Source organism: Mycobacterium lehmannii, from assembly GCF_002245535.1.
In the GTDB taxonomy this organism is placed as follows: domain Bacteria; phylum Actinomycetota; class Actinomycetes; order Mycobacteriales; family Mycobacteriaceae; genus Mycobacterium; species Mycobacterium lehmannii.
The window spans coordinates 97540-120306 of record NZ_NKCN01000017.1 but is presented as its reverse complement, the minus strand read 5'-3'; the positions used below and the strand labels follow the sequence as shown (position 1 = coordinate 120306).

The following is a 22767-nucleotide window of genomic DNA, read 5'->3' as shown; positions in this document are numbered from 1 at the left end:
CCTGTCGATGATCTGCGACCTGCGCGTCGTCAACCGGCGGATGCTCCAGTTGTCCAGCGCGATGCCGTATTTCGCGACCGGAAACTGGAAGTACGCCTCGGGGGCGACGACGCGCAGGTCGCAGATCATCGACAGGATGACCCCGGCGCCGATCGCGGGTCCGTTGATGGCGCCGATGACCGGTACGGGTGCCGCGTCGATGGCCAGGTTGAGCGCCCGGGCTTTATCGGGCAGTTCGTCGGCGACCCCTTGGCCGCCGGAGAGGTCGGCGCCGGAGCTGAAGACGTGGCCCTGGCCGGTCAGCACGATCGCGCGGACGTCCTCGGCGGTGGCCTTCTCGATCGCTTCCCGGAGCCCGTCGACGAGTTCGGCGTTCAGGGCGTTGCGGCGCTCGGCGCGCTGCATCTCCAGGGTCATCACGTGGCCGTCGCGGGTCACACCAATCATGTCGCCAGCCTATATACGCTCGCGTGATGAGTCGGATCGGTGCCCTCGAGGTGCGTGATGCCGTGCTGGACCGCGGGTCGTTCCGCGGTTGGGACGGCCCTCCGCTGGACGTCGGGGCCGACGGCGACTACCGGCGCGCGTTGGACGCCGCGGCCGCCAAGACCGGCCTGGACGAGTCGGTGGTGACCGGCGAAGGCACCGTGTTCGGCCGCCGCGTCGCCGTGGTGCTGTGCGAGTTCGACTTCCTGGCCGGCTCGATCGGGGTGGCGGCGGCCGAGCGGATCACCGCGGCGGTGCAACGGGCGACGGCAGAACGGCTGCCGCTGCTGGCCTCGCCCAGTTCGGGCGGCACCCGGATGCAGGAGGGCACCGTCGCGTTCCTGCAGATGGTCAAGATCGCCGCGGCCGTCGAACTGCACAAGCGCGCGCATCTGCCGTATCTGGTGTACCTGCGGCATCCCACGACCGGCGGGGTGTTCGCGTCGTGGGGATCGCTGGGGCATGTGACCGGCGCCGAGCCCGGCGCGCTGATCGGCTTCCTCGGCCCGCGGGTGTACGAACACCTCTACGGCGAGCCGTTCCCCGAAGGCATCCAGACCGCCGAGAACCTGCACCGGCACGGCGTCATCGACGGCGTGGTGCCGCTCGACGCGTTGCGCGCGACGCTGAACCGGACGCTGACCGTGGTTGCCGATCCGCCGGGCTCGCCGCCGTCTGGGCCCGAACTCGGGCCGCTGCCCGACGTGCCGGCGTGGGAGTCGGTGGAGGCCTCGCGGCGGCCGGACCGCCCGGGCGTGGGATATCTGCTGCGGCACGGGACGACCGAGCGGGTGCTGTTGTCGGGCACCGGGCAGGGCGAGGCGGCGACGACGCTGTTGGCGCTGGCTCGGTTCGGCGGGCAGCCCGCGGTGGTGCTCGGACAACAACGCGTGGTCGGCGGAATGGTCGGGCCTGCGGCGCTGCGTGAGGCGCGGCGGGGTATGGCGTTGGCCGAAGGTCTGCAGCTGCCCCTGGTGCTCGTGATCGACACGGCGGGCCCGGCGTTGACCGTCGAGGCTGAGCAGGGTGGGCTGGCCGGCGAGATCGCGCGCTGCCTGGCCGAACTGGTCACCCTGGACACTCCGACGGTGTCGGTGCTGTTGGGTCAGGGCAGCGGCGGGCCGGCGCTGGCGATGGTGCCCGCCGACCGGGTGTTGGCGGCGCTGCACGGCTGGCTGGCGCCGCTTCCGCCGGAGGGAGCCAGCGCGATCGTGTTCCGCGATCTCGACCACGCCCCGGAACTGGCGGCAGCGCAGGGTATTCGGTCCGTAGACCTGTTGCGCAACGGCATCGTCGACGTGGTCGTGCCCGAAAACCCCGATGCCGCCGACGAACCGCTGCAGTTCACACAGCGGTTGTCTGCCGTCGTCGCCAACGAACTGCACGAGCTGCGCGCCGTTCCGGGCGAGCAACGGTTGCAGGCGCGGCTGGCGCGTTACCGGGGAATCGGACTGTGAGTCACCCGCCCAACTCGGAGACCGCGGTATCGAGTTGTGCTGCCTGCTCTTCGATTTCGCGGTCGGACGGCGAGTCGCCGATGCGCTGCACCAGGTCGTCGCGGGCCACCACCTCGAGGGCGCCGCGATAGTCGGCCGATGCGAGCCGGCCCGCGCCGATCACCTCGACCCGGCCCTCGATGACGACCAGTACGGCATTCTTCTCTTCGGACTTCAGCAGAGCGCGTACATCCTGCGCCGAGATCATGATTGGCTCCGTCCTGTCTGTTGTTGCAGCCGGTCGATCATCTCGGAGGCCTGGGCCTTGGTCAGGTTCTCGGGGACCTGCTCCCCGGCCTCCTGGGCCAGCGTCGTCAAGTAGCTGCGCTGCGGACCGGTCATCGGCTCGTCACCGGTGACCCAGTCCGAGCGGTCCTTCTGCGGGTTCTCCTGTGGCGCGCGGCCGGCGTCCTCACTCATGGCCCTAGCTATGCCCGCTGATCGCCCGTTTATGCGACCGCCAGCGCGGCAAGCATCGCGATGCAGGTGACGAGGTCCAGCGCTAACCGAAGTCGGCTGCCGGGTCCAGCGCACCGCCGCGGCTCAGCGGTCTGCTCTACCGCCGAGCTCGGCCGCTTGACCGCGGCTGTGTACGTACAGCACGGCCGCGGCGACGGTCGCCTCGACCATGGCGACCACGGTGGCCAGTGCCATCACGGTCGTCGGGGAGGTCGTGGTCGCCGCACCGTGGTGGTGGCCGGGCGCCGGCAGGTGCAGTGCGATCATCGCCAGGTTCATCAGCGCGACGGTTACCCACGTGCGCTGGCGCCCGTCGCGCCACAGGTCGCGCGCGCAGTACAGGCATGCCGCGACCATGGACGCCATCAGAGCCGCCCCGAACGGCGTCTCCGCGTGGCCGAGCATGGCCGCGTGCAACAGGGCCGATCCCGCCGCGAGCACAGCGCACGCCCGTCGCCCTGCCGTTTCGATCGTCGTCACGTAGATACCGACTCCCACGGTCGCAGGAATTCATCCCGTGACAGGATCCGGACATGGCAGCCATCCGCCCGTTCCGCATCGCGATCCCCGACGACGACCTTGCCGACCTGCAGTCGCGGTTGCGCCGAACGCGGTGGGCCGAGTCCGAATGCGTCGACGACTGGAGCCAGGGCATTCCGCTGGCCTACACCCGCGAACTGGCCTCGTACTGGGCCGAGCAATACGACTGGCGGGCCCGCGAGTCGGCGCTGAACCGGTTCGACCACTACACCACCGCGATTGACGGGCTCGACATTCATTTCATCCATCAGCGCTCGTCGCAGGCCGATGCGTTTCCGTTGCTGATCACCCACGGCTGGCCGGGATCGATCGTCGAGTTCCACAAGGTGATCGAACCGCTCACCGAGCGCGGCTTCGACGTGGTCTGCCCGTCGCTGCCGGGTTACGGCTTCTCGGGAAAACCCACCGAAACAGGTTGGGGCATCGAGAGGATCGCCTCGGCCTGGGACACGCTGATGGGCGAGCTGGGCTATGACAGGTTCGGCGCGCAGGGCGGCGATTGGGGCGCGGCGGTCACGACGCAGATCGGCCGCAATGGCGGTAAGTGCGTGGCCATCCACCTGAACATGCCGCTGGGCTTTCCGCCCGGCAAGCTCGAGAACCCGACGGAGGAGGAGCAGCGGGCGCTCGAGCGCGGCGCGTACTACCAGAAGTGGGATTCGGGCTATTCCAAACAACAGTCCACCCGGCCGCAGACCCTCGGCTACGGCCTCGTCGACTCCCCGGTCGGGCAGCTCGCGTGGATCGTGGAGAAGTTCTGGTCGTGGATGGACTGCGACGGCCATCCGGAGAACGTGCTGACCAAGGACGAACTTCTCGACAACGTGATGCTGTACTGGCTCACCGCATCGGGCGCGTCGTCGGCCCGGCTCTACTGGGAGAGCTTCAACGCGTTCGGCGGGTTCGACCGCGTCGAACTCCCGACCGGTGTCGCGTCCTTCCCGAAAGAGATCCTGCAGGCCCCGCGCGGCTGGTGCGAGAACGGATACAACATCACCCATTGGACGACGATGCCGCGCGGTGGCCACTTCGCGGCGTTCGAGCAGCCCGACCTGTACGTTGACGACGTCGCAAAGTTCTTCGATAGCGTGCGATAAATGGGCAGGACGTTGGAGGCCGACTACTTGGTCGTGGGGGCGGGCGCGATGGGGCTCGCGTTCACCGACACGTTGGTCCACGAGTCGGATGCGACGGTCGTGGTGGTCGACCGCAACGATCAACCTGGCGGGCACTGGACGACGGCGTACCCGTTCGTGCGGCTGCACCAGCCGTCGGCCTACTACGGGGTGAACTCCCGTGGGCTTGGCAGTGACACCGTCGACCAATTCGGGCTCAACGCAGGCTATTACGAGTTGGCCAGCGGCGCCGAGGTGTGCGCGTACTTCGACGCGGTGATGACCCAGCACCTGCTGCCGACCGGTCGGGTGACGTATCTGCCGATGAGCGAGTATCTCGGCGACGGGCGGGTGCGCACATTCGGTGGCGAGGACATCGAGGTGACGACGCATCGGGTGGTGACGACGCGGGTCGAGGTCGTCGTACCGTCGATGCGGCGCCCGTCCTATGACATCGCGGACGGCGTCCAAGTCGTGCCGCCCAACAGCCTGCCCCGGCTGCCGGACCCGCGTGACCGCTATGTCGTTGTGGGAGCTGGGAAGACGGCGATGGACTCGTGCCTTTGGCTGTTGCGGCACGGGATCGCGCCGGAGCGGCTGACGTGGATCAAGCCTCGCGAGTCGTGGGTGCTGGACCGGGCGGCCATCCAGCCGGGTCGGCAGTTCGCGAAGCACACGATCGGGGATTTCGCCAACCAGCTGGCCGCGGTGCGGGAGGCGGAGTCGCTTCCCGATCTGTTCGAGCGGCTCGAGGACAAGGGCTGCCTGCAACGCATCGACCGCTCCGTCGAGCCGACGATGTACCGGTGCGCGATCCTGTCGCAGGCTGAGCTGTCCGAGCTGCGCCGCATCACCGACGTCGTGCGGATGGGCCACGTCCGGGCGATCGAGCCCGGGCGGATCGTGCTCGACGACGGTGTCCGCGAGGTGGACGGCTCGGTGCTGTATATCGACTGCAGCGCAGACGGTTTGGGTAAGGAGCCGGTGACGACGATCTTCGACGGCGACCACATCGCGCTCCAGACCGTGCGCACGTGCCAGCCGGCGTTCAGTGCGGCCGTCATCGCACACGTCGAGACCGCGTACCCCGACGACGACGCCCGCAATCGGCTCTGCCGGCCGGTCCCCTACCCGCACGTGCCGGTCGACTGGTTGCGGATGATGTTGATCTTCAACGAAAACCAACTGCAGTGGTTCTCTGACCCGGACATGATGGCGTGGGTGGACGCGGCGCGGCTCAACGCGTTGCATCATGTGACCGCGAACGTCAGCGAGCGGGCCCGCGAGCGGATCATCTCGATGCTCACCTCCGAACTTCCGGCAGTCAACGAGAAGTTGAAAGCGCTGCTGGCTTCAGCCGGCTAGTTGTCGCCCCGCCCCCGCTCCCCGCGCCGAATCTGAGCTTCTGCGCGAGATTTCGCGCGAATCTCGCGCATTTCTTCAGTTTCGGCGCGTGGAACGCCCGTATCAAGCCAGTGACTCCACCCATGCGCGGTGCAGCGCGGCGTAGTGACCGCCCGAACGGGCGATCAGTTCGGCGGGTGTGCCGTCCTCGACGATGCGACCGTGCTCGAGCACCAGCACACGATCGGCGACCTGCACAGTGGACAAGCGGTGCGCGATCACCAACGCGGTGCGGTCGGCGAGTACGGTCTCGAGCGCTCGCTGAACCATCCGCTCGCTGGGGATGTCCAGCGATGACGTCGCCTCGTCGAGGATCAGCACCGCCGGGTCGGCGAGGAACGCCCGCGCGAACGCGACGAGCTGCCGCTGCCCTGCCGAGAGCCGTCCGCCACGTTTGGCGACGTCGGTATCGTATCCGTCGGGCAGCGCCGCGATGAAACGGTCGGCGCCGACGGCTTCGGCCGCAGCGGCGACCTCGGCGTCGGTGGCGTCGGGTCGGCCGAACCGGATGTTGTCGGCGATGGTCCCGTCGAACATGAAGTTCTCCTGGGTGACCATCACGACGTGGCGGCGCAGTTCGCTCTGCGAAAGCTCGCGCAGGTCAACGCCGTCCAGCGTCACCGAGCCGGATGTCGGATCGTAGAACCGTGCGATCAGCTTGGCGATCGTGGTCTTGCCTGCGCCGGTGGTGCCGACCAGCGCGACGGTCTGGCCGGCAGGCACCTCGAGCGTCAGCCCGGGCAGCACCGGGCGGTCGGCGACGTACTGGAATCGCACATCGCGGAAGGCGATCTCACCGCGCACGTCGGTCAGCGTCACGGGGTTCTTCGGGTCCTTGATGCCCGGTCGCTGGGCGAGCACGCCCGCCAGCTTCTCCAGGGCCGACGCCGCCGACTGGAACGTGTTGAAGAACTGCGAGATCTCCTGCATCGGTTCGAAGAACATGCGCAGGTACAGCAGGAACGCGGTCAGCGTCCCGATGGTCATCTGTCCGTTCAGGACGCGGTAGCCGCCGTACAGCAGCACCACGCCGGTGGTGAGGTTGCCGACGAGTTTGACCCCCGGCATGAAGATCGCCAGCAGTTGGAAGGTGCGCTCGTTGTCGGCCTTGTAGCGGTCGGCGATGTCTTCGAAGATCTGCTGATTGCGCGGTTCGCGGCGATAGGCCTGCACGGCCTTGATGCCCGTCATCGTCTCGACGAACTGCACGATCACCAACGCCGCGCTTTCGCGCACCCGCCGATACGTCCTCGCCGACTCGTTGCGGAACCACCACACCAGCCCGATCAACACCGGGAAGGCACCCAGGCACATCAACCCGAGCCGCCAGTCGAGCACGACGAGCAGGACCGCGGTGCCGAACAGCGTGAGCACCGCGGTGACCAAGCTGTCGAAACCGGTCTCCAGCATGTCCTGGATGGCCTCGACATCATTGGTGGACCGACTCACCACCCGCCCGGAGGTGTACCGGTCGTGGAAGGCGATGTCCAGGCGCTGGAAGTGCCGAAACACCCTGCGGCGCAGCTCCAGAAGCACTTTCTGGCCGATGCGCCCGGAGCGGCGGAGGAAGAACATCCGACTGGTGGCCTGCACCGCCACGACGATGGCGAGGGTGCCGACGATCATCAGCAGTGTGTGGGCCGGACCGCCGTCGACGATCGGCGGGATGCCCCGGTCGATGCCGCGCTGCACGAGGATCGGAACCGACAGGCGTGCCGCGTTTTCCACAACCACGACGAGGGCGAGCAGCGCAACGGTGAAGCGGTATGGGCGCAGCAGATCCCCGAGAAGCGAGCGGGCCTCCCGGCGACGGTCGAGGGTCTCGTCGATCGGGAGGTCGTCCTGTTGTTCTTCGAACTTGCCGCGCCATTCTGGTGTCGCGGTATCAGGGGTGTCGGTGGCGGTCATCGGCGTTCGGCCTCCGAAGCGGCGAACCGTCGCTGCGCCGGGTCGCGGTGCAGCGCCTCCTGGTCCTCGACGGCGTGGTCGAGGAGGCGACGGTCCCGATCGGCCTCCCATTCACACACGCGCTCGGTGCCGTCGTCGAGTTCGTCGTCAGCGGCCAGCAGGTAGCGGTACTGGGGCACGTCGGCGAGCAGTTCGGCGTGGGTGCCGACATGGGTGATGGTTCCGTTCTCCAACAGCGCCACCTTGTCGGCGAGCAGCACCGTCGATGCACGGTGGGCCACAACGATTCCGGTGACGGAGTGCAGCACCCGGCGCAGGGCCTCCTCGACGACCGCTTCGGTGTGCACGTCGAGCGCAGACAATGTGTCGTCGAGAACGAGGATCTTGGGCGCCGCCAGGATCGCACGCGCCAGAGACAGCCGCTGTCGTTGCCCGCCTGACAGGCTCATGCCCTGTTCGCCGATGCGGGTGTCGAGGCCGAACGGAAGGTCGTAGACGAAGTGCGCTGCCGCGACGTCGATCGCCTCGGCCAGATCGTCATCGGAGGCTTCCGGTCTTCCGAGTCGTAGATTCTCGGCGACCGACATGGAGAACAGCGTCGGGTCCTCGAACGCCGTGGCCACCGTTTCACGCAGCGCGGGCAGGCTGAGCTCCCGGATGTCGCGGCCGTCGATGCGGATGGAGCCTTCGGTGACGTCGTACAACCGGGACAGCAGCGCGGCCAGCACCGACTTTCCCGATCCCGTCGAGCCGACAAGCGCGAGCGTCTCCCCCGGTTCGACGGTGACCGTGACGTGGCGCAGCGCACACTCGTCCGAGTCGGGGAATCGGAATCCGACGTCGACGAGTTCCAGGCGCCCGCCACTCGGCGGCTGGTCCACGGGACCGTCGACGATATCGATTGGCGTATCGAAGATCTCGGTGATCCGGTTCGCGGCGGTGAACGACTCCTGCGTCATCGACAACAAGAAGCCCAAGGAGGCGATCGGCCAGACCAGCGACAGCATCATCGTGATGAACGCGACCAGGGTCCCCAGGGTCACGTGACCTTCGCCCGCGGCGTAGGCGCCCAGACCGAGCACCAGGATCAACGTCAGGTTCGGGATGACTTCGAGCAACGTCCAGAACTTCGCCGAGACCGACACTCGATTGAGCTGCGTGTCATAGAGATCGGTGAGTTGGTCGTCGAACCGTTCGTAGACGTAGTCCTCGCGTCCGAAGGATTTCACCACCCGCAGCCCGAGCGCGGACTCCTCGACGTGGGTGGCGACGTGGCCCGCCTGATCCTGCGCCAGTCGCGACAACCGGGTGTACTCCCGTTGGAAGTGCAGCACGGTCAGCGTGATCGGCACGATCGACACCATGACCACCACGCCGAGCGGCCAGTACATCGCGAGCAGGATGGCTGTCACGACGGTGATCTGCAGCCCGTTCAGCAGCAGGAAGAGCAAGCCGAAGGACATGAAGCGACGAATAGTGCTGAGGTCGTTCATGATTCGCGACAGCAGCTGGCCGGACTGCCAGCGTCCGTGGAAGCTCATCGGCAGCACCTGCAGCCGGGCGTAGAGATCTTTGCGGATGTCGGCCTCGACCCCCATGGTCGCGCGGGCCGCCAGCCATCGGCGGATGAACCACAGCACCGCCTCGGTGATACCGACGCCCATCGCGGCGGCGCCGAGCAGCCACAGCCCCTGCTGATCCTGATGGCGCACCGGACCGTCGATGACGGCCTTGGTCATCAGTGGGATTGACACGGTGGCCGCCAGGCTGGCGATGGCGACGGTGACCATCGCGATCCAGCGCGCCCGATACGGCATCAGGTACGGCAGCATCCGCCACAGGTCCGAGCTTGCGCGTCGGCGTTGCGGTGGCGGGGCGATAGCCGACGTAGTGCGCAGGTCCTGGATTACGGGGTCAACCACTTAGCCCATCTTCCCACGCTGGGCAAACGGATAACGGCTGCGGCGAACTGCCCGCTTCGATGCTCATGAAATCACCGTAGAACCTCAACAACGGATGAGGTCAACGGCTTCCCACGCCGCTGACCAGGGCACATACTGGGTACCCAGGTTCGGCGCGCTCGCCCGCGGTCAGACGGTACGGGCGAGGCGTTCGGCGATGAGCCCGGCGAACTTGGCCGGGTCGTCGGGAAGGTCGCCTTCGGCGAGAAGAGCCGTGCCGTAGAGCAGTTCGGCGGTGTCGTTCAGTGCGGCCGCCTCACCGCTGTTCTTGTGCGCCTCCCGCAGACCCGTGACGAGCGGATGCTTCGGGTTGAGCTCGAGGATCCGCTTCGAGACAGGGACCGTCTGGCCCGAGGCCCGGTACATGCGGGCGAGTGCGGGTGTGCTCGCCGCGCGCGACCGGGGAACCAGGCGCTTCCAGCGATATACCGTCTTTGCTGTGCGTATCGGAGCTTTTGGAGTGTTGCGCTGACTCACTGACGTCGCAACGCAAGTTGCCGTAGACCCGAAGGTAGTACTTACCAAGCGAAATACCACCTGATAAGGAGTGGAGAAGAGTTTAGGCGGGACCCAAGGGTCTTCCATCTGAGGGGATCCGACGCCTCGGTACCGTTTCGAACCGCGGTTGAAGATCGCTCTGGCCCTTCGCAATTCGATGCTGGCTCAGCATTTTGCCGACATCGTGACGGGACCTGAACCTGTTACTTGCCGTCTCGATCAACACGGTTTGTCGCCGGTTCAACCACAGCCAGGTTGATCAGATTGAATCAGCAATTACTGCCCACACTTCGATACATAACCCAAGGAGCGGAGCCCCGCCTATGTGCACCACCTGGTTGCTGAAAACGCGATCGTACTCAGCGGACCAACGATATGATGGCGCGGTTGTCCATCTCATAGGCTAGCCAGGTGTCGATGAAATTAGAGCAGGTCTTTGATCCGCGGAAGAATGCGCTGAACGCCTTGAGGCTTGCGTTGGCGGCCGAGGTGATCCTGTTCCACTCCTTTCCGATCACAGGACGAATGCCCCCTGCCGCGACGCTCCAACTCCTCTTCGCGGTCGGGGTGGACGGATTTTTTGCTATCTCGGGTTTTCTCATCGCTAGAAGCTGGCTCACCAACCCACGCCTGCGCGAGTACCTCGCTGCCCGAGCGCTTCGCATCCTTCCGGGCTTATACGTCTGTCTGATAGTGACCGCATTCGTCATTGCTCCGATCAGCGTGGCGCTTCAAGGCGGCTCGGCGCTGAAATTGTTGACATCCACAGGCCCGATCGAGTTCGTCCTCAAGAACAGCGGAGTGATTTATCTTCAACACAACATTGAAGGCACGCCGACCGGGATTCCGTCCCCCGGCAACTGGAATGGTTCCCTTTGGTCACTCATTTGGGAGCTGATGTGCTACCTCGCCGTCGCCGTCCTCGGTGTCCTGGGACTCGCGTCCCGGCGGTGGATTTCTCCAGTGCTGCTGACACTGGCAGTGACGGGGGCACTGTTGTTGCCGCCCCTGACGTTTCCCGGGCTGTGGACCATCCCTCAGGTACTTGTGCGTTGTGCGATCATGTTCGCGGCTGGGGCGGTGATCTATCACTGGAAAGACGTGATCCCCGCGCGATGGTCGCTAGTAGCAGTGAGCGTGGCCTTTGTCGTTCTCTCGACTATCTTCCTGCCCGACTATCGAGTCGTAGCTGCTCTTCCCCTCGCGTACGCCGTTATCGTATCGGGTGCGCTGATCAAGAACAGGCGCCTAAGACTGCGGACTGATGTCTCCTACGGCCTATACATCTACGCATTCCCCGTTCAACAGCTGCTAGCCGTCCTTGGGCTCGCATTTCTGCATCCCGTGGTGTTCTTTCTTGTCTCGACAGTCGCCACCTTGCCGCTTGCCGCCCTGAGCTGGTTCTTGGTCGAGAAACGTGCGATGTCTTTGAAGCATCGCCTCAAACGTAAGAAGGATCCCTCCGCCGGTGAACCCGAGCACGGCGTTGGTGACGAGGTGCGACAACCAGGCTGACTTCGGTTTCGCCCTACCGTCCGTTTCCGGCTTGATTTCACCACGCATGCTTGGTGCACCGACACAAAGGGATCTACACGGTGCGGGCGAGACGTTCGGCGATGAGGCCCGCGAACCTGGCTGGGTCGTCGGGTAGGTCGCCCTCGGCGAGCAAAGCCGTCCCGTAGAGCAATTCGGCGGCATCCTCGAGGGTGTCCGAGTCGCCGCGTTCCTTATGCGCCTGTCGCAGACCGGTGACGAGCGGATGCTTCGGGTTGAGTTCGAGGATTCGCTTCGAGACAGGGACCGTCTGCCCGGAGGCCCGGTACAGGCGGACCAGTGCGGGTGTGATCCCGAAGGTCGGGGTGATCAGGCACGCCGGGGAGTCGGTGAGGCGGGTTGACAGCCGAACCTCGGAGACGTGCTCGCTCAGGGTCTCCTTCAACCAGTCGAGCAGATCTGCGAACTCCTTCTGTTGTTCCTCGCGCTCGGCGTCGCTCTTGTCGTCGTCAGAGTCCAGGTCCACCTCGCCGCGCGCGACCGACTGCAGCGGTTTGCCGTCGAACTCGGGCACAGAGCCCACCCAGACTTCGTCGACCGGGTCGGTGAGCAGCAGCACCTCGTAACCCTTGGCGCGGAACGCCTCCAGATGAGGTGACTTCATGAGCTGTTCGCGGGACTGTCCGGTGGCGTAGAAGATCTGCTCTTGACCGTCCTTTATCCGCTCGACGTACTGGGCGAGGGTTGTGGATTCGTCGTCGCTGTGGGTGGAGGCGAACGACGAGATCCGCAGCAGGGTGTCGCGGTTGTCGAAGTCCGACATCAGACCCTCTTTGACGACCGACCCAAAGTGGGTCCAGAAGGCGCGGTAGTCGTCCGGCCGTTCGTTCTGGAGTTCCTGGAGCGTCGACAGGACCTTCTTTGTCAGCCGGCGGCGGATCGCGGTGACCTGCCGGTCCTGCTGGAGGATCTCGCGAGAGACGTTGAGCGACATGTCCTGTGCGTCGACGACGCCTTTGACGAAGCGGAGGTACATCGGCATGAGGTCTTCGCAGTCGCCCATGATGAACACGCGCCGCACATACAGCTGTATGCCGACCTTGGCGTCGCGGGTGAACAGATCGAAGGGCGCTTGCGACGGGATGAACAGCAGGGCCTGGTACTCGAAGGTGCCTTCGGCTTTCATCGCGATCACCTCGAGAGGGTCGTCCCAGGCGTGCGCGATGTGCTTGTAGAACTCCTTGTACTCCTCGTCGGATACCTCGTCCTTGGACTTGGCCCACAGCGCCTTCATCGAGTTGAGGGTCTGCGTCTCGACGGTGACCGTCTCCTCGCCGCCCTCTTCCTCCGGCGGGGTGCGGCGCTCGACGTCCATCCGGATGGGCCAGGCGATGAAGTCGGAGTACTTCTTCACCAGCTCCCGGATCTTCCACTCCGAGGTGTAGTCGTGCAGCTGGTCCTCGGTGTCTTCGGGTTTGAGGTGCAGGGTGACCGAGGTGCCCTGGGGAGCGTTCTCGACGGATTCGATGGTGTAGGTGGCCTCGCCGCTCGAGATCCACCGGGTCGCCTCGCTCTCGCCGGCCTTGCGGGTGAGCAGCTCGACCTTGTCGGCGACCATGAACGTCGAATAGAAGCCGATGCCGAACTGACCGATCAGTTCCTCGGCGGCGGCGGCGTTCTTCGCCTCGCGCAACTGCTGCCGGAGCTGGCCGGTGCCCGACTTGGCGAGCGTACCGATGAGCTCGACGACCTCGTCGTGGGTCATGCCGATGCCGTTGTCGCGGACGGTCAGGGTGCGGCCTTCTTTGTCGGCGACGATCTCGATGTGCAGGTCGGAGGTGTCGACGTCCAGGTCCTTGTTGCGCAGCGACTCCAGCCGCAGCTTGTCCAGCGCGTCGGAGGCATTCGAGATCAGCTCCCGCAGGAACGAATCCTTGTTGGAGTAGACCGAGTGGACCAGCAATTCCAGAAGTTGGCGGGCCTCTGCCTGGAACTCCAACTTCTCGACTCGAGCAGACATGTGCCTCCGTTCCACCTATCCAGTTTGCGAAAGTCCGGAGACCATAGTACTGCGGGCGCCGTGACCTCTGTTCATGTCGTGCCGTGCCGATCGGACTGACGTTGCCAGGGGCGCGCCTAGGCCGCGACCTACGTCGCCACTGCGGCGTCCGAACCATTCTGGTGAGATTGTTGCCAGAGGCTCAGTTGCTGGCTGAAAAGCCGTGCACTGGCGAAGATGCATTTGAGCGTTCTACTTGCTAGTGTTCTTCCTGTTTCACATACGTCTAGCCGCCCGGGTCACGGCTCGACACCCATCGGTCTGGCATCAGGTCGACGACGAGGTGACGTCGAGGAGCAAAGTGGCTAAGTCGCGGGTGATGATCAGCGGCCGGACGGCGGTCATCAGCGGCGCCGGGTCTGGTATGGGCCGCAGCTTGGCGCAACGCCTCTCTGCTCACGGCAGTCCGGTGGCGATCTCTGACATCAACGAACAGGGCCTGGCGGAGACTGCAGCCAATCTTTCAGGACCGGTTTTGTCGAGGGTTCTCGATGTAAGGGATGCGCAGTCTCAGCTCTCCTTCGCCAAGGAAGTGAGTGACTGGACACCCACGAAAATCGGTGCTGTCTTCAACAATGCCGGCGTCGTCTTGGCGGCCACCATCCTCGACGGTGACCCCGCTGATGATGAATGGCTGTGGGACATCGACTTCCGTGGTGTCGTTAACGGAACCCGAGCGTTCCTCCCGATACTCGTCGAACAGGACGAGGGGGTAATCGTCAACACCTCCAGCGTGTATGGCCTAGCTGCCATGCCGGTGCAGAGCGCCTACTCGGCCGCGAAGTTCGCGGTACGGGGATTCACCGACTCGCTGCGTCATGAGTTGCGAGATACGGGAGTGAGTGCAGTTTGCGTTTTTCCCGGAGGCGTGAATACGAACATCGTTCAAAACGCCCGCTTCCGCGAAGGCCCCGAGGGGATCGGCATTTCGCGCGAACAAATGAAAGCGGATTTTGCGGCCATCTCACTGACGCAGCCCGACAAGGCCGCAGAGATCATCCATCACGGCGTTGAAGCCGGAAAAGCACGTATCTTGGTGGGACCGGACGCATACGCGATAGATCTTCTCGCGCGCATCACGCCCGCCCACTACATGGACGTAATGATCAAGTTTCAATGGGTTGCGGACAAGTCTTTGCGCCTCCTCAACCGCATCCGAGCGGGGCTCAGCACCGCATAGTCGCGCAGTGAACACGCTGGAGCAGCCCCAGCCGCTCTAGGTCGGTGGCATACTTGACGATGACCGGTGCCGTTACATGGGGAATGTCCGGATTGTGCTTATCGGGCCCGATTTTGGCCTCGCGTACCGCCGCTCGGAAACGGTCGGTTGGTCCATACGCCCCCAGCGTCGGAGGTGGAGGCTCGAGGCTCTTCGCATTGTGCAGCACGACCAGCAGCATTTGAAGGACGGAGTTCTGGCGCTGCTCATCGGGCAGGGCTCGGAGGCCCGCCTCGAAGCGACGCAACCATTCGCCGAAGTCGTCGACTCGCTCAATGGGATAGCCGGCCTCGATGAGCCAGTCGACGTACTCGTCGAGTCCGATGCCGTCGTCGTGGGGATTCATGACGTGATAAGTCTCAAAACCTTCAACTATTTGAGACCCGAGCGTCGCGATCGCCTCGGCGACGAAATCCACGGGAAGACCATCGAAGTGGGCTCGTTGCCGGTTGCCTCGCGCGTCGCGCCGGTAGAAGGAAACCGGCGCCAACCCGGCCGCTACGAGGCTGAGCACCAACCTTGTCGCGTTGTCCGACACATTCAGCTGACCGGCGTACGTGGTCTCGGGCAAGATCATGTCGCATCGAAAAACCGAAACCGGTAGCCCGCACAGGTCGTGCGCCTCACGCAGCAACACCTCACCGGCCCACTTGCTCGTGGCATAACCATTGGCGAAGCTACCGTCGAGCGTCCGGGTGGGACTGATGACGCGGATGTCGGCGTCCTCGGTGAACGATGCGGGTTCGATCTGCTTGCTGACATCCGCCGTGGAGGCGAATGCGTACCGTTTGAGCCTCGAGGTCAAGGCGAACCGGATGAGCTCGGCGGTACCCATCACGTTCGGGCCGAAGAGTTCGCTGTAGGGCAGCACGCTGTTGACCAACGCGGCCGAATCGGCAATCAAGTCAACGGATTCGGTCAACCGTTGCCAGGTGTGCTGATCCAACCCAAGCTGGGGTCTGCCTTTGTCCCCGGCCACGACCTCCAGATGCCGAGCGGCCATGCCATGGAAATGCCGCAGCAGGTGGGCATCTCCTGTGTCGAAGGTCTTGTCTAGACGGCACCGGGCATCCTCGTTGGTTTCTCCTCGCACCAAGCAGATCAGCCGGCCGCCGACCTGTTCCATCTGCTCGAGCAACTGCAACGCCAAATACCGTCCGAGGAATCCGGTTGCGCCCGTCAGTAAGACAGTCCGCACTTCGGCGCTCGGGGCGGCCAACAGCGGCGCACCCCTCAACGTGTCGGCATCGAGGAACTTGTCGAGCGTCAGATCCCGTGCATGCACCTCGGTGGCGTCGCGGCCGTGTACCGCCTCAAACCTGGCCGCGCTGACACGGCCCGCTTTGGCCTCACCGGTGTTGTCCAGGTGTTGGCTCAAGCCGCTGACGCTGGGCGCGGAGAACAACGCGTGCACGGCGAGGTTAGCGTCCAGAGCCGTGTTGATCGCTGCGGTCACCCGCATCGCCGAGATCGAGTCCCCGCCAAGGTCGAAGAACGAGTCATCGACACCGACCCGCTCGACCGCCAGCACCTGGGCGAAGATTCCGGCGATGATCTCCTCGACTGCGCTCGACGGTGCCCGATAGCGGGCCACCCCGTGGTATTCCGGTGCGGGCAGGGCGCGGGCGTCCACTTTGTTGTTCGACGTCAGCGGCAGTGCGTCGAGCACCATGATCGAAGCAGGCACCATGTAGGGCGGAAGTAGATCGGTCAGCTGCGCGCGGAGGCCCCCAGGATCAGCTGTTCCGGTGACATAGGCGACCAGGCGCTTGTCGCCGGGGCGATCCTCTCGAGCGATCACCGCGGCCAGGTTGACGCCGTCCAGCCCGGCCAGCGCCGCCTGGATCTCGCCGAGCTCGATGCGGTAACCGCGGATTTTGACCTGGTCGTCCAGCCGCCCCAGATACTGCAGCTGACCATCGGAACCCCAGCGCACTAGATCGCCCGTGCGATACATCCGCGCACCAGGCGAACCGAATGGGCAAGCCACGAACCGCGACGCGGTCAACTCTGAACGACCCAGATAGCCGACTGCCACCCCGGCGCCAGCCACATACAGTTCACCGATCACACCCGCAGGCACTGGGCGCAACCACTGATCAAGGGCGAACAGCGCCGCCCCCCGGACAGGCGAACCGATGGGCACCGCCCCTCTTCCCGAGTTCAGCGGCGCACTGATGGCGACACACATGGTGGTTTCCGTCGGACCGTACGCGTTGATCATCACCCGTCCCGGCGCCCACTGGTCCACCACTGAACTCGGACATGCCTCACCCACGACGGCCAATGCCGTCGACTCCAATACCTCTGGAGACAGCATCATCACCGCCGACGGCGTCTGGGTCAGCACGCTGATGCTCTGCTCGACCAGAGCAGCGTTAAACGCCTCGGGAGACTTCGTTATCACGTCGGGCATCACAACCAGGCGTCCACCGCGCAATAGTGCGCCCCAGATCTCCCAAACCGAAACATCAAAGGCCAGAGAATGGCACAACGGCCACACGCCGGGGCTCGGCAATCCCGCGTCGAGACATGTCATCAGCTGGGTGACATTCCGGTGGGTGACCGCCACGCCCTTCGGCGTTCCGGTGGTCCCTGAGGTGTAGATGATGTAGGCGAGATCATCGGGTTCCGGTGTTGACAACGGTGATTCGTGCGGGCCGCCATCGATTGGGGCATCGATATCGATGGCGACCACATTCAGCCCGTCGAGCCTTGACCGAAGTCCGGTAGTCGTGATCACGGCCGCCGGCGCCGCGTCCTCGAGGATGAACCGCAAACGCGCCTCAGGCACGCCCGGGTCGATCGGCAGATACGCCGCGCCGGTCTTGAGTACAGCCAGTATCGCGACGACGGCCCGGGATGACCGTTCGGATAGCAGCGCGACCGGGTTGCCCGGGCCAACCCCATATGCCGCCAACACATTTGCGAACCGCGCAGCCGCGTCGTTCAACTCTCGATACGTCCACGAGTCACCACCGGCAGTGAGGGCTTCTGCGTCCGGGGTGTGGGCTGCCTGGGCGTCGAACAACGCCGGGATCGAGACGGGCGTGCCGATCGGCTCGTTCAGTGCTGCCCGATTCTCCCATCCCGCGAGTTGGTCGTGCTCGCTGGCGTTCAGCAGGTCGATCGAGGACACCCGTGCGTTCGGGTCGGCGGCCATCTCGTCGAGGATTCGCTGGAAGCGTGCGGCCATCATTTCGATTTCGTAAGGATCGAAGACCTCAGCGTCGAATTCAACGCGCAGACCGATCTCGTAACCCGGAATGGCCACCATCGACAACGGATAGTGGTTGTATTCGCGACTGCTGAAGGCGGTTATCGCCAGCTCGCGCACACCCGTCAACGCGGCAGCGTCGATCGGATAATTCTCATACACGAAGACGGTGTCGAACAATCGGTCGTGACCGGTGGCGTGATGAATCTCGTTGAGCGGCAGATGCTCATGCTCAATTGTGTCGTTGTGACAGCTCTGCAGCTGAGCCAGCAGGTCAGCAATGGTGGTGGCGGGGCTGATATGCGCACGTACCGGCACCGTGTTGATCATCAACCCGACCATGGCATCGGAGCCCGGCAGATCCGCCGGCCGCCCCGATACCGCGGTACCGAAGGCCACGTCATGCCGGCTCGTCATCACCATCAGCAGTTGCGCCCACGCAGCTTGCAGCACAGTGCTGACGGTGGTGTGGCAGGCGCGCGCCAGCTCACCGAGCGCCTGTGTGGTGCGGGCCGATACCCGGAACGTCCTGTCGCATTGCCTTCCCGTCACGTCGGGGGGCGCCACCAAGGTCGGCGTATCAAACCCGTCGAATAACCGACGCCACTCCGATTGGGCCGCGGCACGGTCCTGATTGGCCAGCCAGGTGACGAACCGCCGATAGGACACGGGGGCCGGCAGGCGCTCTTCGAAATAGGTCGCGAATATCTCCTGCAACAGAATGGGTTTCGACCACCCGTCGAGCACTATGTGATGGTTGGTGAGTACGAACCGGTGTTCGTTGTCACCAGTGCGAATAAGAGCGGCCCTGAAGGGAGGGCGATCGCTCAGCTCACAGACCGCGGCACGCTCTGCCGCACAGAGCTTTTCGAGTTCGGCATTCGAATTGCGGTCATCCCACCGGAGGTCGAGGTATCGCCAGGCCATGACAGCATCGGCGGGGATGACCTGCACCGGCTCCTCGAACTCTTCACAGAACCGTGCGACGAGGTTCGGGTGGCGCTGGACGACGTTTTGCACCGCTTCACGCAACCGGCGCGAATCGAGGGGCCCTGTCACGGTGATGTCGAGCTGCACCGCATACACATCATCACCGGTGCCACGCGCGATCGCCGAATGAAACAACAAACCCTGCTGCAACGGCGTCAACGGCAACACATCAGCAATATCGTGCTCGGCACACAAATCATCGATCTGCGACTGGGTCAGCCGCGCCGGAGCCAAATCCGACGGGGTCAAACCGCCGCCGCCGCTGCGCACATGGGCACAAATCCCGGCCAGGGCTTGGAACCACAACCGGCTCAGCCGCGCAACCTTGTCCTCGTCGAGCGCCGAGGGCGTCCACGTCCACGCTGCCTGTAGCTGCGGGCCCTCATCGGTATCGACGGTGCCGGCGTTGAGTTCCACGGTATGCATCAACGGCATCGCCACCGCTGAGACCGCATCCGACAACGCGAAACTATCCTCGCTGAGCTGCCACAAATCATCTCCGAGATCACCAGCACCAGCACCCAGGCGTCCCAGGTAGTTGAACCCGATCACTGGATCGGGACCCGCCAGATCGACATCGGGATTGAGGTAGCGCAGCAGACCGTAGGTCAGCCCATCAGGCAGGGCGCGCAGTTGCTCTTTAGCGTCTTTGATCACCACACCCAGTGCGGTATCACCGGAGGCGACCTGGTCCCACGACAGTCGACCGACGCTCAGCGCCACCGGTGACTTGGTGGTGAACCATCCGACCGTGCGGGACAGATCCACATCAGCGGCCAAGTCTTCGTTGCGCCCGTGGCCTTCGACGTCGATGGCGATCGGGGTTTGGGCGCCGCCCAGGAATTCGGTCCAGGCCAGCCCGAAGGCGATCAGCAGAATGTCTTGCACGCCCGCATGAAACGCCGCGGGCACCTCCCCGAGCAGCCGCCGGGTGGTGTCCACATCCAACGGCACCGACATTTGGCCGGCATTGGCATAGGTGTCGGTATCGGGTTGCACCGCCGGCAACACCGCCGGCGCCGCCTCGACCCGACGCCACGTGTCGGCGTGCGCGACGACCTCAGGACGCAGCGCATGCTCTGCCAGCAGGGACGCCCAATGCTGAAACGACGTACCGCCCACCGGCAACTCGATCGGTTGTCCGCTGTGATGCTGGACCCAGGCGATGTTCAGGTCTTCGAGCAGGATGCGCCACGACACGCCGTCAACGGCCAGGTGGTGGAACATCAGCACCAGCTGGTTGGTGGAGCTCACCCACAGCGCCGACAGCATCGCTCCCGCACCCGGGTTCAGCCGCGACCGCGCCCCCACCAACGCCTCGTCGGTCAACGCGTCGACCACGTGCAGGTAGTCGCGCGCAGTCACGGTGCCGGGCTTGGGCACGGTGAAGGACCATTGGCCGGCGCCGTCGTCGTCGAGGTAGAGGCGCAGGGAAGCGTGGCGATCCAGCAGGGCTTGCAGGACGACCGCTACATCGGCCTCGGTCACCGCCGCAGGCGCTTGCACAATCAGGGTTTGGTTGAACTCATCGACCGGGCCTTCGACTTCTTGCAGCCAGCGCATGATCGGGGTCGCTACCACCGGGCCGATGCCCTCGTCGATGACCGCGGCCTCCCCACCGACAACCTTGGTGGCCGCAGCCAACCGCGCCACGGTCTGCTCGACGAAGATGTCGCGCGGGCGGCACAACAACCCGGCCGCCCTGGCCCGCCCGACGACCTGCATCGACAAGATGCTGTCGCCACCCAGATCGAAGAACGAGTCATCGACCCCGACCCGGTCCACACCGAGCACCTCGGCGTAGATCGTGGCCAGGATCTCTTCCACCTGGGTGGAGGGCGCGCGGTAGTCCGCAGCGGTGCTGCGGTACTCCGGCGCCGGCAACGCGCGCTTATCGAGCTTGCCGTTGACAGTCAGCGGCAGCGTTTCGAGCACGACGATTGCCGTGGGCACCATGTAGGCCGGCAGACGCTGAGCCAGCGCGCCGCGCAGTTCGGCCGGATCAGCGGTACCGGTGATGTAGCCGACCAGCCGCTTGTCACCCGGGCGGTCCTCACGCGCGATCACCGCCGCGTGATCGACCCCATCCAGCTTGGCCAACGCGGCCTGAATCTCACCCAACTCGATGCGATACCCGCGGATCTTGACCTGCTCATCAGCACGGCCCAAATACTGCAGCTGACCATCCTCGCCCCAGCGCACCAAATCCCCGGTGCGATACATCCGCGCACCCGGGCCTCCAAACGGGCACGCCACAAACCGCGACGACGTCAACCCCCCACGATTCACATACCCCGCAGCGACCCCCGCACCGGCCACATACAACTCACCAACCACACCCTCAGCAGCCGGACGCAACCACTGATCCAACACAAACAACGCCGCCCCCGGCACCGGCGACCCGATCGGCGCCACCCCCGCATTGGCCACCAACGGTTTGCTCATCGCCGCATAGATCGTCGCCTCGGTCGGACCGTAGGCGTTGATCATCACCCGATCACCGGTCGCCCACCGATCCACAAGTTCGGTCGGGCAGGCCTCCCCGGCCACGATCAACGTCGTCGACTCCAACCCCTCCGGCGACAACATCCCCGCCGCCGACGGGGTCTGACACAACACGCTGACCTTCTCGGTGATCAACAAGTTGTGAAGATCGATTGGCGAACTGGCCACCGACTCAGGCACCACCACCAGGCGCCCACCGTGCAGCAGCGCACCCCAGATCTCCCACACCGACACGTCAAACACCAACGAATGCCACTGCGACCACACCTGCCCCGGCCCCGCAGGCAGGTCGTCGTGCAACACCTCCACCAACGACGCCACATTCGCATGCGTGACCGCCACCGCCTTGGGCACACCCGTCGTCCCCGACGTATACGTCATATACGCCAGATCATCAGGCGCGGGCCCGGCCGCCGAGACGACGGCTGGCTGGTGGTTGACGGCCGAATCGTCGACATCGATGACCACGACGTCCGAATCATCCAGACGCGAGCGCAAATCACCCGTGGTCACCGCAACAACAGGCACCGCATCGCCGAGCATGAACTTGATGCGCTCATCGGGATGGGCCGGATCGATCGGCAGATACGCCGCCCCACTCTTCAACACTCCCAGAATCGAGATAATGGCCTCAGCCGATCGGGGAATCAGCAACGCGACAGAGCGACCCGGGCCTGCATCATGCTCAACCAAAAGGTTGGCCAGACGGTTCGACGCCTGATCCAACTCGCGGTACGTCCACGACTGCTCACCGCACACCAACGCCACCGCGTCGGGGGCACGCATGACCTGGGTGGCGAACATGTCCGGAATCGAGACACGGCTGCGCACCGGTTCGGTCAAGACCGAGTGGTTCCCCCACTCGGCCAGCAGGTCATGTTCGTCATCGTCGATTAGATCTATTGACAGTAGAGTTCGGCCGGGATCGACTTTCATGGCATATCGCCGAATTCTGCGCTCGATTGCATGCAGAAAAGCTCGAATGCCACTTCCGGATGAGCAGATTTCTTTACGGATTCAGCCTTTGACGACAAATTTCGCCCAGAGGTCACGATGCCAGATAGGCCAGCTAGGCACTCAGCCGGTATCTGCTGTGTCCGATGATCGAGCAGCATCCAATCGCCCCCCACGGATCTCGCTACGGCCTCAACTCTGCCAGCTTTGATGCGGGGCTGTCGCTATAATTCGCTTCACGGGTCCCATCTCCCAACCTGGTCGCCATGCGGCACAGAGGGTCACTTCGCACCTGCACTCGCCTGCAAGGGGCAGCTCGCTGCCCCCACAGCCGACTACTTCCCTACTCCCCTCGAGCGAGGAGGGGTCTTATTGTCGCCGCCGAAAGTCGATACTCACACCTCCGTGTTGTTACTGCACATCAGCAAACATACTTCGATCAGCCGTGCGAGTCTGCGTTTT

Annotated in this window: 13 protein-coding genes and 1 pseudogene; 5 read left to right on the top strand and 9 right to left on the bottom strand. The window is 64.7% G+C overall.

Annotated features, from left to right (window positions below):
• The coding region (locus tag CEX87_RS18670; RefSeq protein ID WP_198957254.1) for an enoyl-CoA hydratase-related protein at nucleotides 1–447 on the bottom strand (447 nt) is incomplete at its 3' end.
• A 26-nt stretch (nucleotides 448–473) separates the two neighbouring features.
• Between CEX87_RS18670 and CEX87_RS18665 the strand changes: the two genes are divergently transcribed.
• A complete protein-coding gene (locus CEX87_RS18665; RefSeq protein WP_094288579.1) occupies nucleotides 474–1943 on the top strand; it encodes an acetyl-coenzyme A carboxylase carboxyl transferase subunits beta/alpha in 1470 nt (489 codons plus the stop codon).
• A gap of 1 nt (nucleotide 1944) precedes the next feature.
• Here CEX87_RS18665 and CEX87_RS18660 read toward each other — a convergent pair whose 3' ends face one another.
• From CEX87_RS18660 to CEX87_RS18650, 3 genes are all read right to left on the bottom strand, one after another.
• Nucleotides 1945–2190: a hypothetical protein gene (locus CEX87_RS18660; protein WP_094288577.1), complete on the bottom strand. Its 246-nt coding sequence runs from the start codon at nucleotides 2188–2190 to the stop codon at nucleotides 1945–1947.
• On the bottom strand, nucleotides 2187–2402 hold the full coding sequence (locus CEX87_RS18655; RefSeq protein WP_094288575.1) for a DUF3072 domain-containing protein: 216 nt from the start codon (nucleotides 2400–2402) through the stop codon (nucleotides 2187–2189). The genes CEX87_RS18660 and CEX87_RS18655 overlap by 4 nt, the downstream gene beginning before the upstream one ends.
• Before the next feature lie 123 nt (nucleotides 2403–2525).
• Nucleotides 2526–2921, bottom strand: a complete 396-nt coding sequence (locus CEX87_RS18650; RefSeq protein ID WP_094288602.1) for a hypothetical protein — start codon at nucleotides 2919–2921, stop codon at nucleotides 2526–2528.
• A 53-nt stretch (nucleotides 2922–2974) separates the two neighbouring features.
• Here CEX87_RS18650 and CEX87_RS18645 point away from each other — a divergent pair, with 53 nt between their 5' ends.
• Together CEX87_RS18645 and CEX87_RS18640 are read left to right on the top strand one after the other, a co-directional pair.
• On the top strand, nucleotides 2975–4078 hold the full coding sequence (locus CEX87_RS18645; RefSeq protein ID WP_094288573.1) for an epoxide hydrolase family protein: 1104 nt from the start codon (nucleotides 2975–2977) through the stop codon (nucleotides 4076–4078).
• Entirely contained in the window at nucleotides 4079–5461 is a 1383-nt protein-coding gene (locus CEX87_RS18640; RefSeq protein WP_094288571.1) for an NAD(P)-binding protein, read from the top strand.
• 102 nt (nucleotides 5462–5563) lie between these two features.
• On the opposite strand, the gene CEX87_RS18635 is transcribed toward CEX87_RS18640, so the two are convergent.
• From CEX87_RS18635 to CEX87_RS27675, 3 genes and pseudogenes are all read right to left on the bottom strand, one after another.
• The gene (locus CEX87_RS18635; RefSeq protein ID WP_094288569.1) at nucleotides 5564–7408 is read right to left on the bottom strand and encodes an ABC transporter ATP-binding protein; all 1845 of its coding nucleotides are present in this window, start codon (nucleotides 7406–7408) and stop codon (nucleotides 5564–5566) included.
• On the bottom strand, nucleotides 7405–9330 hold the full coding sequence (locus tag CEX87_RS18630) for an ABC transporter ATP-binding protein (protein ID WP_094288567.1): 1926 nt from the start codon (nucleotides 9328–9330) through the stop codon (nucleotides 7405–7407). Before CEX87_RS18630 ends, CEX87_RS18635 begins: the two co-directional genes overlap by 4 nt.
• Before the next feature lie 168 nt (nucleotides 9331–9498).
• Nucleotides 9499–9753 (bottom strand): annotated as a pseudogene (locus tag CEX87_RS27675) (molecular chaperone HtpG); the annotation flags it as partial.
• Between the two features lie 531 nt (nucleotides 9754–10284).
• Here CEX87_RS27675 and CEX87_RS18620 point away from each other — a divergent pair.
• A complete protein-coding gene (locus CEX87_RS18620) occupies nucleotides 10285–11382 on the top strand; it encodes an acyltransferase family protein (RefSeq protein WP_094288565.1) in 1098 nt (365 codons plus the stop codon).
• A gap of 73 nt (nucleotides 11383–11455) precedes the next feature.
• On the opposite strand, the gene htpG is transcribed toward CEX87_RS18620, so the two are convergent.
• Nucleotides 11456–13381, bottom strand: a complete 1926-nt coding sequence (gene htpG / locus CEX87_RS18615) for a molecular chaperone HtpG (RefSeq protein ID WP_094288563.1) — start codon at nucleotides 13379–13381, stop codon at nucleotides 11456–11458.
• 340 nt (nucleotides 13382–13721) lie between these two features.
• Between htpG and CEX87_RS18610 the strand changes: the two genes are divergently transcribed.
• Nucleotides 13722–14600, top strand: a complete 879-nt coding sequence (locus CEX87_RS18610; RefSeq protein ID WP_198957253.1) for an SDR family NAD(P)-dependent oxidoreductase — start codon at nucleotides 13722–13724, stop codon at nucleotides 14598–14600.
• On the opposite strand, the gene CEX87_RS18605 is transcribed toward CEX87_RS18610, so the two are convergent.
• On the bottom strand, nucleotides 14587–22287 hold the full coding sequence (locus CEX87_RS18605) for an amino acid adenylation domain-containing protein (protein ID WP_094288561.1): 7701 nt from the start codon (nucleotides 22285–22287) through the stop codon (nucleotides 14587–14589). The two genes, CEX87_RS18610 and CEX87_RS18605, sit on opposite strands and share 14 nt — an antisense overlap.
• Nucleotides 22288–22767: the final 480 nt, after the last annotated feature.

Coding starts and splice junctions, on each gene's coding strand:
- CEX87_RS18655 (WP_094288575.1), bottom strand. CDS start 2,402: ATGAGTGAGGACGCCGGCCGCGCGCCACAGGAGAACCCGCAGAAGGAC.
- htpG (WP_094288563.1), bottom strand. CDS start 13,381: ATGTCTGCTCGAGTCGAGAAGTTGGAGTTCCAGGCAGAGGCCCGCCAA.
- CEX87_RS18665 (WP_094288579.1), top strand. CDS start 474: ATGAGTCGGATCGGTGCCCTCGAGGTGCGTGATGCCGTGCTGGACCGC.
- CEX87_RS18645 (WP_094288573.1), top strand. CDS start 2,975: ATGGCAGCCATCCGCCCGTTCCGCATCGCGATCCCCGACGACGACCTT.
- CEX87_RS18605 (WP_094288561.1), bottom strand. CDS start 22,287: ATGAAAGTCGATCCCGGCCGAACTCTACTGTCAATAGATCTAATCGAC.
- CEX87_RS18640 (WP_094288571.1), top strand. CDS start 4,079: ATGGGCAGGACGTTGGAGGCCGACTACTTGGTCGTGGGGGCGGGCGCG.
- CEX87_RS18635 (WP_094288569.1), bottom strand. CDS start 7,408: ATGACCGCCACCGACACCCCTGATACCGCGACACCAGAATGGCGCGGC.
- CEX87_RS18620 (WP_094288565.1), top strand. CDS start 10,285: ATGAAATTAGAGCAGGTCTTTGATCCGCGGAAGAATGCGCTGAACGCC.
- CEX87_RS18660 (WP_094288577.1), bottom strand. CDS start 2,190: ATGATCTCGGCGCAGGATGTACGCGCTCTGCTGAAGTCCGAAGAGAAG.